The 12,230-nt window shown below is 73.3% G+C and carries 12 protein-coding genes; 9 read left to right on the forward strand and 3 right to left on the reverse strand.

Translation table 11 applies throughout. The annotated features are described in order from the left end of the window. Window positions 1-31 precede the first annotated feature (31 nt). From uvrC to JN535_RS06230, 9 genes are all read left to right on the forward strand, one after another. On the forward strand, window positions 32-2,161 hold the full coding sequence (uvrC, locus tag JN535_RS06190) for an excinuclease ABC subunit UvrC (RefSeq protein ID WP_205203809.1): 2,130 nt from the start codon (window positions 32-34) through the stop codon (window positions 2,159-2,161). A gap of 20 nt (window positions 2,162-2,181) precedes the next feature. Beyond that, entirely contained in the window at window positions 2,182-3,168 is a 987-nt protein-coding gene (rapZ, locus tag JN535_RS06195; RefSeq protein ID WP_205203811.1) for an RNase adapter RapZ, read from the forward strand. Continuing rightward, entirely contained in the window at window positions 3,165-4,139 is a 975-nt protein-coding gene (locus JN535_RS06200) for a gluconeogenesis factor YvcK family protein (RefSeq protein WP_205203819.1), read from the forward strand. Before rapZ ends, JN535_RS06200 begins: the two co-directional genes overlap by 4 nt. 83 nt (window positions 4,140-4,222) lie before the next feature. Next, a complete protein-coding gene (whiA, locus tag JN535_RS06205; RefSeq protein WP_205203827.1) occupies window positions 4,223-5,203 on the forward strand; it encodes a DNA-binding protein WhiA in 981 nt (326 codons plus the stop codon). 341 nt (window positions 5,204-5,544) lie between these two features. Next, window positions 5,545-6,549 (forward strand): type I glyceraldehyde-3-phosphate dehydrogenase, encoded by a 1,005-nt coding sequence (gene gap, locus JN535_RS06210; protein WP_205203836.1) that lies wholly within the window; start codon window positions 5,545-5,547, stop codon window positions 6,547-6,549. Between the two features lie 158 nt (window positions 6,550-6,707). Further along, the gene (locus JN535_RS06215; RefSeq protein WP_205203838.1) at window positions 6,708-7,907 is read left to right on the forward strand and encodes a phosphoglycerate kinase; all 1,200 of its coding nucleotides are present in this window, start codon (window positions 6,708-6,710) and stop codon (window positions 7,905-7,907) included. A 109-nt stretch (window positions 7,908-8,016) separates the two neighbouring features. Beyond that, window positions 8,017-8,790: a triose-phosphate isomerase gene (tpiA, locus tag JN535_RS06220; RefSeq protein ID WP_240200760.1), complete on the forward strand. Its 774-nt coding sequence runs from the start codon at window positions 8,017-8,019 to the stop codon at window positions 8,788-8,790. A gap of 206 nt (window positions 8,791-8,996) precedes the next feature. Next, window positions 8,997-9,239, forward strand: a complete 243-nt coding sequence (gene secG, locus JN535_RS06225; RefSeq protein WP_205204624.1) for a preprotein translocase subunit SecG — start codon at window positions 8,997-8,999, stop codon at window positions 9,237-9,239. A 130-nt stretch (window positions 9,240-9,369) separates the two neighbouring features. Further along, window positions 9,370-9,717 carry an RNA polymerase-binding protein RbpA gene (locus JN535_RS06230; RefSeq protein ID WP_047232819.1) on the forward strand — a complete coding sequence of 116 codons (348 nt, stop codon included), beginning with the start codon at window positions 9,370-9,372 and terminating at the stop codon, window positions 9,715-9,717. 40 nt (window positions 9,718-9,757) lie between these two features. Here JN535_RS06230 and JN535_RS06235 read toward each other — a convergent pair whose 3' ends face one another. The 3 genes from JN535_RS06235 to opcA are packed head-to-tail and all read right to left on the reverse strand — an operon-like array spanning window position 9,758 to window position 12,143. Further along, window positions 9,758-10,444, reverse strand: coding sequence for an O-methyltransferase (locus tag JN535_RS06235; RefSeq protein WP_205203841.1), 687 nt, complete (start codon window positions 10,442-10,444; stop codon window positions 9,758-9,760). Next, window positions 10,441-11,229 (reverse strand): 6-phosphogluconolactonase, encoded by a 789-nt coding sequence (pgl, locus tag JN535_RS06240; protein ID WP_205203849.1) that lies wholly within the window; start codon window positions 11,227-11,229, stop codon window positions 10,441-10,443. The genes JN535_RS06235 and pgl overlap by 4 nt, the downstream gene beginning before the upstream one ends. Next, window positions 11,226-12,143, reverse strand: coding sequence for a glucose-6-phosphate dehydrogenase assembly protein OpcA (opcA, locus tag JN535_RS06245; RefSeq protein ID WP_205203851.1), 918 nt, complete (start codon window positions 12,141-12,143; stop codon window positions 11,226-11,228). The genes pgl and opcA overlap by 4 nt, the downstream gene beginning before the upstream one ends. Window positions 12,144-12,230: the final 87 nt, after the last annotated feature.

A 12,230-nucleotide genomic window follows, 5' to 3' on the forward strand; every position in this document is an offset into this window, starting at 1 on the left:
ACCGTCGGTGCCCTGACCTAGGCTGGAGAACATGGCTGACCCCGCGACGTACCGCCCTGCGCCGGGGGAGATCCCCACCTCGCCGGGCGTCTACCGGTTCCGCGACGAGCACGGCCGCGTGATCTACGTCGGCAAGGCCAAGAACCTGCGCGCCCGGCTGTCGAACTACTTCCAGGACGTCGCGAACCTCCACCACCGCACGCAGACGATGGTGACGACCGCCGCGTCCGTCGAGTGGACGGTCGTCGGTACCGAGGTCGAGGCGCTCGCCCTCGAGTACACGTGGATCAAGGAGTTTGACCCCCGGTTCAACGTCAAGTACCGCGACGACAAGTCCTACCCCTATCTCGCCGTGACGATGGGGGAGGAGTTCCCCCGCGCGCAGGTGATGCGGGGCGCCAAGCGACCCGGCACCCGCTACTTCGGCCCCTACGGGCACGCGTGGGCGATCCGCGAGACGCTCGACCTCCTGCTCCGTGTCTTCCCGGTGCGCACGTGCTCCGCGGGGGTCTTCAAGCGGGCCCACCAGACGGGCCGCCCCTGCCTCCTCGGGTACATCGACAAGTGCTCGGCGCCGTGCGTCGGCCGCATCACGCCGGAGGACCACAAGGCGCTCGCCGAGGACTTCTGCGACTTCATGGCGGGCGACACGCAGCGGTTCGTGCGCCGGCTGGAGCGCAAGATGAGCGAGGCCGCCGCCGCGATGGAGTACGAGGCCGCGGCGCGCCTGCGCGACGACATCGCCGCCCTCCAGCGCGCGACCGAGAAGAACGCGGTGGTCCTCGGGGACGGCACCGACGCGGACGTGTTCGCGCTCGTCGGCGACGAGCTCGAGGCGGCCGTCCAGGTGTTCCACGTGCGCGGCGGGCGGATCCGCGGCCAGCGCGGCTGGATCGTGGAGAAGGTCGAGGACGTGACCGACGCGGAGCTGGTCGAGCACCTCCTCCAGCAGGTCTACGGCGCGGCCGAGGAGGCCGCGGCGGCCGACCCGGCGACCGGCCAGGGCCGGGCCGGCGCGCGCGACGTCGTCCCGCGCGAGGTGCTCGTCCCCGTCCTGCCGCCCGATCCCGACCAGGTGACGACGTGGCTCTCGGGGCTGCGGGGCGCGCGCGTCGACGTCCGCGTGCCGCAGCGCGGCGACAAGAAGGAGCTCGCGGCGACCGTGCGCGCGAACGCGGAGCACGCGCTCGCCCTGCACCGCACGCGCCGTGCGGGCGACCTCACGACGCGCAGCCAGGCGCTGCGCGAGATCCAGGAGGCGCTCGACCTCGAGTCGGCGCCGCTGCGGATCGAGTGCTACGACGTCTCGCACAACCAGGGCACCTACCAGGTCGCGTCCATGGTCGTCTTCGAGGACGGTCTCGCGCGCAAGAGCGAGTACCGGCACTTCACGGTGCGCGGGCCGGACGGCGACGGGGCGGCGGACGACACCGCGGCGATGTACGAGGTCATCACGCGCCGGTTCAAGCGCTACCTGTCCGACCGCTCGCGCTCGGGCGAGGTCGAGCTGGACCTCGAGGCCGACGACGTCGCGTCCGGGTCCGACGCCGCGGGCCGGCGCGCGGAGCGGGCGGCGGAGGCTGCGGGCTACGTGCCCCGCAGCGGTGAGGTCGACGCCGACGCGCCCGTGGACAAGCGCGCCAGGTTCGCGTACCCGCCGAACCTCGTCGTGGTCGACGGCGGCCCCCCGCAGGTGGCGGCCGCGGCCCGGGCCCTGGCCGACCTGGGGATCGACGACGTCGCGCTGTGCGGCCTCGCCAAGCGGCTCGAGGAGGTGTGGGTCCCGGGGGACGACTACCCGGTGATCCTCCAGCGCTCGTCGGAGGGCCTCTACCTGCTGCAACGCGTGCGCGACGAGGCGCACCGGTTCGCCATCGCCCAGCACCGGCGGCAGCGCAGCAAGGGCATGACCGCGTCCGCGCTCGACGACGTCCCGGGCCTCGGTCCGGCGCGTCGCACCGCCCTGCTCAAGCACTTCGGCTCGCTCAAGCGCCTGCGCGCCGCGAGCGTCGAGGAGATCGCGAGCGTGCGGGGCATGGGAGAGCGCACGGCGCGCGCCGTCGTCGCCGCGCTGGGCGGGGCGGAGGCAGCGGCTCCGGCCGACGGGCCCGACCGCGACCGGGACACTCCGGTGGGCGACGGGGCCGCGGCCCGGGCGTGAGGGGCTGGCATGCTGGTGCCATGACCTCGGAGCCGACCCCGGACCACAGCCCGCAGGGGCCGCACACCCGCGTGCCGGAGCCCTCTCCGACCACGGTCCCCAGCGGCATCCCCGCGATCGAGGCGGCGACCCACGCGCCCGAGCCCCGCGAGGCGGAGGTGCTCATCATCACCGGCATGTCGGGCGCCGGCCGCACGCGGGCCGCGGCGGTGCTCGAGGACCTCGACTGGTACGTCGTCGACAACCTGCCGCCGCGCATGATCGTCCCGCTCGTGGACCTCATGACGCGGTCGGGCTCGGCGCTCGAGCGCATCGCGGCGGTCGTCGACGTGCGCGGCCGGGAGTTCTTCACCGACCTCGTCGAGGTGCTCGACCACCTCCGCCAGAGCGGGGTGTTCTACCGGATCCTGTTCCTCGACGCGTCCGACGAGGTGCTCGTGCGCCGGTACGAGCAGGTGCGGCGCCCGCACCCTCTCCAGGGGGAGGGGCGCATCCTCGACGGACTGGCCGAGGAACGGCGGCTGCTCGCGAGCCTCGAGGAGCGCTCCGACGTCGTCATCGACACCTCCGAGCTCACGGTGCACGACCTCGCGCGCGAGGTGCGCGCCGCCGTCGCGGACGGCACGCCCGAGACGCTGCGGATCAACGTCGTCTCGTTCGGGTTCAAGTACGGCCTGCCGCTCGACGCCGACCACGTGGTCGACGTGCGGTTCCTCGCGAACCCGTACTGGATCACCGAGCTGCGTCACCTCACCGGACGGGACGCCCCGGTGCGGGACTACGTGCTCGGGCGCCCGGGTGCCCTCGAGTTCATCGACCGCTACGTGAACGCGCTCGAGCCGGTCCTGGCCGGCTACCTGGGCGAGGAGAAGCGCTACGTGACGATCGCCGTCGGCTGCACGGGCGGCAAGCACCGGTCGGTCGCGATCAGCGAGGCGATCGCCGCGCGCCTGCGCGCCCAGGGGCAGCGCGTCATCGTGACCGCGCGCGACCTCGGCAAGGAGTGAGCCGCGTGGTCGCCAAGCGCAATCCCGCCGTCGTCGCCCTGGGCGGCGGCCACGGCCTGTCCGCCAGCCTGTCCGCGTTGCGCCTCATGTCCGACCGGCTGACCGCCGTCGTGACCGTGGCCGACGACGGCGGGTCGTCCGGGCGGCTGCGCGCCGAGCTCGGCGTCCTTCCGCCCGGGGACCTCCGCATGGCGCTCGCGGCGCTGTGCGACGACTCGGAGTGGGGGCGCACGTGGAGCGCCCTCCTCCAGCACCGGTTCACGTCCGAGGGCGACCTCGACAACCACGCCGTGGGCAACCTGCTCATCGTGGCGCTCTGGGAGCTGCTCGACGACCCGGTCGCGGGCCTCGACTGGGTGGGCAAGCTCCTGGGCGCCCGCGGTCGCGTCCTGCCCATGGCGGCCGTCCCCCTCGGGATCGAGGCCGACGTCCGCACGGGGGACCGCCTGGAGACGGTCGTCGGGCAGAGCCACGTCGCGGTGACCCACGGGCGCATCGAGCAGCTCCGCCTCGTGCCCGCCGACCCGCCCGCGTGCCCGGAGGCGGTGCAGGCCGTCGAGGAGGCGGACTGGGTCGTGCTCGGCCCGGGCTCGTGGTTCTCCTCGGTGATGCCGCACCTGCTCGTACCCGACCTCGCGCGCGCCCTGCACGAGACCACCGCGCGGCGCTGCGTGACGCTCAACCTGTCGAGCGAGACGGGGGAGACCTACGGGCTCTCCGCGACGGACCACCTGGAGGCGCTGCACAAGCACGCGCCCGGGCTCCGGATCGACGCCGTCGTCGCCGACCCGTCCGCCGTCGAGGACACGGAGCAGCTCGCGGAGGCCGCAGGGCGCATGGGGGCGCGGCTGCTCCTGCGGCAGGTGCGGCGCGGGGACGGCACGCCGCGGCACGACGCGCTGCGCCTCGCCGCGGCCTACCGGGACGTGTTCGACGACTTCCTCGGCGACGTCGGCTCGCCCGCGCGCTGAGCCGTGCACCGCGGTGCCGGGCGGTCCGCCGAGCGCCCGGTCCGCCGCCGCGGCACCTCGGCATCGGTGGCAGGATGTCCCGCATGGCGCTCACGGCACAGGTGAAGGACGAGCTGGCTCGACTGCGGGTGGACAAGACCTCGTGCCGCAAGGCGGAGGTCTCGGCGATGCTCCGCTTCTCGGGCGGGCTGCACCTCATCTCGGGCCGCGTCGTCATCGAGGCCGAGCTCGACACGGCGATCGCGGCCCGCCGCCTGCGCGAGACCATCGCGGACGTCTACGGGCACACGAGCGAGCTGATCGTCGTGTCGGCGGGCGGGCTGCGCAAGAGCAGCCGGTACGTCGTGCGCGTCGTGCGCGACGGCGAGTCGCTGGCTCGCCAGACGGGCCTCCTGGACCAGCGCGGGCGTCCGGTGCGGGGGCTCCCGCCGCAGGTCGTGTCCGGCGGGGTCGAGGAGGCCGAGGCGGCATGGCGCGGCGCGTTCCTGGCGCACGGGTCGCTCACCGAGCCGGGCCGGTCGTCGGCGCTCGAGATCACGTGCCCCGGACCCGAGGCGGCCCTCGCCCTGGTCGGCGCGGCGCGGCGGCTCGGCGTCGCCGCGAAGTCCCGCGAGGTGCGCGGCATCGACCGGGTCGTCATCCGTGACGGCGACGCGATCAGCGCGCTCCTCACGCGCCTGGGGGCGACCGAGACCGTGCAGGTCTGGGAGGAGCGCCGCGCGCGGCGCGAGGTGCGCGGGACGGCGAACCGGCTGGCCAACTTCGACGACGCGAACCTGCGCCGCTCGGCGCGCGCGGCGGTCGCGGCGGGGGCGCGGGTCGAGCGCGCGTTCGAGATCCTCGGCCCGGACCTTCCCGACCACCTGCGCGAGGCGGGCGAGCTGCGCCTGGCCCACAAGCAGGCGTCGCTCGAGGAGCTGGGGCAGCTCGCCGACCCGCCGCTGACCAAGGACGCCGTCGCGGGACGCATCCGGCGCCTGCTGTCGACGGCCGACAAGCGCGCGGCCGAGCTCGGCATCCCCGACACCGAGGCGGGCCTGAGCCCGGAGCTGCTCGACCTCTGACCGGCCGCACGCTCCGCACCCGGCAGACCCGCCCGGCGCCTGGACGTCATGCACCGGCGGGACGATGGTCCCGAACCGTGGGATCCAGGTCACATGTCGGCGTGGTGTTGGTATAGGCTCGGATGCGTCAGGTGACAACGACGTGCTCCTTCGCTGACACCCCTCGTGGGCGTGGGTGGTCCCGGCTGTCGCCGTGACGGTCCACGGGCACGGAGGGTGCTGTGCCGGGATCCGGGCAGCGGGGCACGGGCGCGATCACCACCTGCGTACGACGGCGTACGTCATCGTTCGGCATCAACCGTGTGCGTCGGGACCAACCGGCGCGCCCTGAGGAGGGCATTGTGACCATCCGCGTCGGTATCAACGGCTTCGGTCGTATCGGACGGAACTTCTACCGCGCCATCGTCGAGTCGGGCGCCGACATCGAGATCGTGGGCGTCAACGACCTCACGGACAACAAGACGCTCGCGCACCTGCTCAAGTACGACACGGTGCTGGGCCGTTTCCCGAAGAGCGTGGACTTCGACGACGAGAACATCGTCGTCGACGGCGTCAAGATCCGTGCCCTCGCCGAGCGCGACCCCGCGAACCTCCCGTGGGGCGAGCTGGGCGCCGACATCGTCATCGAGTCGACCGGCTTCTTCACCGACGCGACCAAGGCGAAGGCGCACATCGACGCCGGTGCCAAGAAGGTCATCATCTCGGCCCCGGCCAAGAACGAGGACGCCACGTTCGTCATGGGCGTCAACTCGGACCAGTACGACCCGGCCGCGCACCACATCATCTCGAACGCGTCGTGCACCACGAACTGCCTCGCCCCGCTGGCCAAGGCGCTCAACGACTCGATCGGCATCGAGCGTGGCCTCATGACCACGATCCACGCCTACACGGGTGACCAGAACCTGCAGGACGGCCCGCACCGCGACCTGCGTCGTGCCCGCGCCGCCGCGCAGAACATCGTCCCGACCTCGACGGGCGCCGCCAAGGCGGTCTCGCTGGTCCTGCCGGAGCTCAAGGGCAAGCTCGACGGCTACGCGCTGCGCGTCCCGGTCATCACGGGTTCGGCCACCGACCTCACCTTCACCGCCTCGCGCGAGGTCACGGTGGAGGAGGTCAACGCCGCGCTCAAGGCCGCGGCCGAGGGCCCGCTCAAGGGCGTCCTCGAGTACGTCGACGACGAGATCGTCTCGAGCGACATCGTCACCAACCCGCACCAGAGCATCTTCGACTCGAAGCTCACGAAGGTGATCGGCGACCAGGTCAAGGTCGTCTCCTGGTACGACAACGAGTGGGGCTACTCGAACAGCCTCGTCGCGCTCACGCAGCTCGTCGGCGACAAGCTCTGAGCAACCCGCCGACGCAGCACAGCACTGCGTAGCAACCATGCGTCCGCGTGCGCGTCCCGGCACCGCCCGGTGACGCGTACGCGGACGTCCTCATGTGCGGGACCGGCCGGCCCTCGGCAGGCGCCCCGTACGACGGCGACCGAACCGTAGGAGACCACATGCTGACCATCGACTCCCTGGGCGACCTGCGCGGCAAGCGCGTCCTCGTCCGCTCCGACTTCAACGTCCCGCTCGACGGGACGACCATCACGGACGACGGCCGCATCCGCGCGGCGCTCCCGACGCTGAAGAAGCTCACCGACGCGGGCGCGAAGGTGATCGTCGCCGCGCACCTCGGTCGCCCCAAGGGCGAGCCGGACGCGAAGTACTCGCTCGCCCCCGTGGCGTCGCGCCTGGGCGAGCTCCTCGGCGTGCCCGTGCACCTCGCGCAGGACGTCGTCGGCGAGTCGGCGCGCGAGACCGTCGACGCGCTCGGCGACGGCGAGGTCGCGCTCCTGGAGAACATCCGGTTCGACGCGCGCGAGACCTCCAAGGACGACGCCGAGCGTCAGTCGCTCGCGCACGACCTCGCGCAGCTCGCGGACGTGTTCGTCTCCGACGGCTTCGGCGTCGTGCACCGCAAGCAGGCCTCGGTCTACGACGTCGCGCAGGTGCTCCCCTCCGCGGTCGGCGAGCTCGTCCTCAAGGAGGTCGACTCGCTGCGCAAGGCGACGGAGGACCCGGAGCGCCCGTACGCGGTCGTGCTCGGCGGGTCGAAGGTCTCGGACAAGCTCGGCGTCATCGCGAACCTGCTCACCAAGGCGGACCGCCTGCTCATCGGCGGCGGCATGGTGTTCACGTTCCTCGCCGCCAAGGGGTACGGCGTCGGCAAGTCCCTCCTCGAGGAGGACCAGATCGACACGGTCAAGGGCTACCTCGCGGACGCCGAGAAGAACGGCGTCGAGATCGTCCTGCCGACCGACATCGTGGTCGCCGACGCGTTCGCCGCCGACTCTCCGCACGAGGTCGTCGCCGCGGACGCGATCCCGGCCGACAAGATCGGCCTCGACATCGGCCCCGAGTCGGCGCAGCTCTTCGCGAGCAAGATCGTCGACGCGAAGACGGTCGTGTGGAACGGGCCCGCCGGCGTGTTCGAGTTCGAGGCGTTCTCGGGCGGCACGCGTGCCGTGGCCCAGGCGCTCGTCGACGCGACCGCGAACGGCGCGTTCACGATCGTCGGCGGTGGCGACTCCGCGGCCGCGGTCCGCATCCTCGGCTTCGACGAGGCGGGCTTCAGCCACATCTCGACCGGTGGCGGCGCGAGCCTCGAGTTCCTCGAGGGCAAGGACCTGCCCGGGATCTCCGTCCTCGAGGGCTGAGCGCCCCTCCCGAACCATCCTCACGCACCGCCCGCGGCACGCCGTGCGCGCGGGCGGTGCGACCCCCACAGAGAGAAGAAGGACCGTGGCGAACAGCCGTACCCCGCTCATGGCGGGCAACTGGAAGATGAACCTGGACCACCACCAGGCGACGCACACCGTGCAGAAGCTCGCGTGGACCCTCAAGGACGCGAAGCACGACTACGCGGCCGTCGAGGTGGCCGTGCTGCCGCCGTTCACCGACCTCCGGTCGGTGCAGACGCTCGTCGACGCGGACAAGCTCGAGCTGAAGTACGGCGCGCAGGACGTCTCGGCGCACGCCGAGGGCGCGTACACGGGCGAGATCTCGGCGACGATGCTCGCCAAGCTCGGCGTGAGCTACGTCGCGATCGGGCACTCCGAGCGCCGCCAGTACCACGGCGAGACGGACGCGCAGGTCAACGAGAAGATCGTCGCCGCCGTGGGTCAGGGCATCGCCCCGATCGTCTGCGTGGGCGAGGGCCTGGACGTGCGCAAGGCGGGGGAGCAGATCTCCTACACCCTCGCGCAGGTCGAGGGCGCGCTCGCGGGCATCCCGGCCGCGCAGCTCGCGACGCTCGTCATCGCGTACGAGCCCGTCTGGGCCATCGGCACGGGCGAGGTCGCGACCCCCGAGGACGCACAGGAGGTCTGCGGTGCCATCCGCGGCGCCCTGGGCGACCTCTACGACGCCGAGCTCGCGAACGCGACGCGGATCCTGTACGGCGGCTCGGTGAAGTCGTCCAACGTCGCCGCGATCATGGCGCAGCCCGACGTCGACGGCGCGCTCGTCGGCGGCGCGAGCCTCGACCCCGAGGAGTTCGCGCGGATCGCGCGCTACCAGTCGCACGCGACCGGGGCCTGACCTCCGCGGACGCGCTGCACCGACGGCCCCGGGAGCGGATCCCGGGGCCGTCGGTCCCTGACGTGAGACGACCGCGGCCGGGGTTGGCCGCAGCGGCCTCGCGTCGCCTACTCTTGTCCCCTGTGCGGCAGGTCACGCCTGCGCACGACAACCGTGCGGTCGCGCTCGACACCCGTCGGGCCGGCCCTGAACTCAAGGACGTACTCGTGGACGTGCTGCGCATCATCCTCCAGGTCCTGCTGGTCCTCACCAGCGGCTTCCTCACCCTGCTCGTGCTCATGCACAAGGGCAAGGGCGGCGGCCTCTCCGACATGTTCGGCGGCGGGATCTCGAGCTCGGTGGGCAGCTCCGGCGTCGCCGAGCGCAACCTCAACCGGATCACCGTGGCGTTCGCCCTCGTCTGGACGGTCGTCATCGTGCTCCTGGGGCTCCTCCAGAAGGTGAGCTGACCCACGGACGTCCCGTCCGGGGCGTCGCACGGTCGAGCAGGGCTCGAGGAGTCGGCAGGGGGCAGCCGCGCCGGACGGCGGGGTACGGGCAGGATCGAGTGCCGACGACGGCACGGACGGGGGAGAGCACGTGGCAGGTGGTAACGCGATCCGCGGGTCGCGCGTCGGGGCGGGACCGCTCGGGGAGTCCGAGCGTGGCGAGATCGCGCCGCGCTTCTGGGTGTCCTACTGGTGCGCGAACGGTCACGAGACGCGGCCCAGCTTCTCCTCGGAGGCGGAGATCGAGGCGCCCGAGACCTGGGACTGCCCGCGGTGCGGCTTCCCGGCCGGGCAGGACCGGGAGAACCCGCCGACGCCGTCGCGCAACGAGCCCTACAAGACGCACCTCGCGTACGTGAAGGAGCGTCGCAGCGACGAGGACGGCGTCGCGATCCTCGACGAGGCGCTCGCCGCGCTGCGGGCGCGCCGCGGCCGCTGACCTCCGCGTCCCGGCGCGGAGGCCGGGACGCGGGCGCGGGTCAGCGCACGCGCGCGAGCACGAACCCGTCGTAGCCCTTGGACCCCACGGTCTGCACGGCCGTGGCGTCGAGCCGCGGGTCCGCGACGACGCGGTCGACCATCTCCCGGACCCCGAGCACGTTCGGGTCCGTGCTCTCCGCGTCGGCGACGGCGCCGCCGCGGACCGTGTTGTCCACGACGACGAGCGTGCCCGGCCGCGAGAGCCGGATCGCCAGGTCGAGGTAGACCGGGTTCGACGGCTTGTCCGCGTCGACGAACACGAGGTCGAACGGCTCGGCGCCCTCGTCGACGAGACGCCGCAACGTGTCCGCCGCCGGGCCGAGCACGACGTCGACGATCGCCGCGAGGCCGGCCTCGGCCAGCGACTCCCGCGCGACCGCGGCGTGGGCGGGATCGATCTCGCACGTGACGAGCATGCCGCCGGGAGGCAGTGCACGCGCGAGCCAGATGGTCGAGTAGCCGCCGAGCGTGCCGACCTCCAGCACGCGCCGCGCGCCGGTGGCGAGCGCGAGGAGCTGCAGGAAGCGGCCCTGCGCGGGGGAGACCTGGATCTCCGGGAGGCCGGCGGCCCGCGCCCTGGCGCCTGCGGCGGCGAGCACGTCGTCCTCGCCCACGAGCGGGGCGAAGTAGGCGTCGACCGCGTCCCAGGTCGCCACGGGATCGAGGCGCTCGCCGCCGGACGTCATCGGTCGGCGTCCCGCGTGCCCGCTGCTGCGGCGTCGACGAGCCAGAGCGTGCGCTCGGTGCCGGTCACCGCGGCCGCCGGGGTCTCGGCCGCAGGAGCGCCACCGAGCGCCGACGCGACGGCCGGGGCCTTCTCGGCGCCCGCCGCGACGACCCATACCTGACGGGCGCGTGCGATGGCCTCGAAGGTCAGCGTCACGCGCTCCGGCGGAGGCTTGGGCGAACCGTGGACGCCGGCGGTCGGGGCGCCCGTCACGTCGAGCCCCGGATGCCCGGGGAAGAGCGACGCGACGTGGCCGTCGGGCCCCATCCCGAGCAGCAGCACGTCGAACTCGGGCACCTCGGCGCCGTCCGGGGCGTGCTCGGCAAGCGTCGCCGCGTACGCCGTGGCGGACTCCTCGGGGGTCGCGACGACGTCCGCCGCGGGCATCGGGTGCACGTTCCCGGTCGGGAGCTGCGGCAGGTGGGCGAGCAGCGCGTCGCGCGCCTGCGTCTCGTTGCGGTCCGGGTCCCCGGTGGGCAGGAAGCGCTCGTCGCCCCACCAGAGGTGCACGCCCGACCAGTCGACGGCGTCGCGCGCCGGGTGGCGCGCGAGCGCCGCGAGGCTCGCGATGCCGACGGTGCCTCCGGTGAGGACGACGTGCACAGGGCTGCGCACGGACTGCACGTCGAGCAGCCGCGTCACGAGCCGCGACGCGACCGCCTCGGCGAGGACGCCGGCGTCGGGATGGACGACCACGAGGCGCCCGTGGGACGCGTGCGCGCTCCCGGGCCCGGCGGCGGTCATGCGCCCACCTTCTGCAGACCCTTGGTGAGCACCTCGCCGTAGATCTCGTCCGGGTCCAGGCGGCGCAGCTCCTCGATGAGCGCCTCGCTGAGCGTCCGGATGGGCAGCGCGACGCGACGGTCGGGCTTGCCCGGCTGGCTGATCGTCACGATGCGCCCGTCCGGGCGGTCGAGGATGATCGGCCCGCTCTTGCGCTCGAGCGTGACGCGCGTGATCGCCTCGGCCCCACGCCGGCGCACGACCTGCGTGGGGCACCGCAGGCGAGAGCCGAGCCACGCCGCGAGCAGGTCGAGCGAGGTGTGCTTGGCCTGGCCCTCGACGAGGACGTTCGTCACGGGCTCGTACGGCGGCTGGTCGAGCGCGGCGGCGATGAGGCCGCGCCAGAGCGTGACACGGGCCCACGCCAGGTCGGAGTCGCCCGGGCCGTACGTCGTCGCGAGCTGCGCGAGCGTCGCCTCGGGGTCCTTGGACGTGATCGAGTCGGTGATGCGGCGCTGAGCCATCGCACCGACAGGGTCGTCGTCCGGTGAGGCGGGCGGCTGGCCCGGCCACCACACGACGATCGGCGCGTCCGGGAGCAGGAGCGGCATGACCAGCGTGTCCGCGTGCTCGAGCAGCGGGCCGGCGGTCCGCAGCACGACGACCTCGGACGCGCCGGCGTCGCCGCCCACGCGGATCTGGGCGTCGAGGTGCGGGGTCGTGCTCCGGCCGGACGGTGCGACGACGATGACGCGGCACGGGTGCTCGCGGCTCGCGTCGTTCGCCGCCTCGATCGACGTCTCGACGTCGGACTCGCGCGCGATGACGACGAGCGTGAGGACGCGGCCGAGCGCGATCGCGCCGCCCTCGTCGCGCAGCCGCACGAGGCGCTTGTTCACCGCGTTCGTCGTCGTGTCGGGCAGGTCGATGATCATCGCGGGGTCCTCGCCGGTCGGAGGGTCGTGCCGCCCTGGGGGGCACGACGGGGTCGGGGGGTCTGTCTCAGGAGCGCCGCGCTCCGC

Origin of the sequence: Cellulosimicrobium cellulans (genome assembly GCF_016921195.1) — a bacterium.
Lineage (GTDB): Bacteria > Actinomycetota > Actinomycetes > Actinomycetales > Cellulomonadaceae > Cellulosimicrobium > Cellulosimicrobium cellulans_F.

Bases quoted from the DNA above. Each gene is read 5' to 3' on its own strand.
- opcA (WP_205203851.1), bottom strand. From the start codon at position 12,143: ATGATCATCGACCTGCCCGACACGACGACGAACGCGGTGAACAAGCGC.
- JN535_RS06235 (WP_205203841.1), bottom strand. From the start codon at position 10,444: ATGACGTCCGGCGGCGAGCGCCTCGATCCCGTGGCGACCTGGGACGCG.
- JN535_RS06215 (WP_205203838.1), top strand. From the start codon at position 6,708: ATGCTGACCATCGACTCCCTGGGCGACCTGCGCGGCAAGCGCGTCCTC.
- pgl (WP_205203849.1), bottom strand. From the start codon at position 11,229: ATGACCGCCGCCGGGCCCGGGAGCGCGCACGCGTCCCACGGGCGCCTC.
- tpiA (WP_240200760.1), top strand. From the start codon at position 8,017: ATGGCGGGCAACTGGAAGATGAACCTGGACCACCACCAGGCGACGCAC.
- whiA (WP_205203827.1), top strand. From the start codon at position 4,223: ATGGCGCTCACGGCACAGGTGAAGGACGAGCTGGCTCGACTGCGGGTG.
- uvrC (WP_205203809.1), top strand. From the start codon at position 32: ATGGCTGACCCCGCGACGTACCGCCCTGCGCCGGGGGAGATCCCCACC.
- rapZ (WP_205203811.1), top strand. From the start codon at position 2,182: ATGACCTCGGAGCCGACCCCGGACCACAGCCCGCAGGGGCCGCACACC.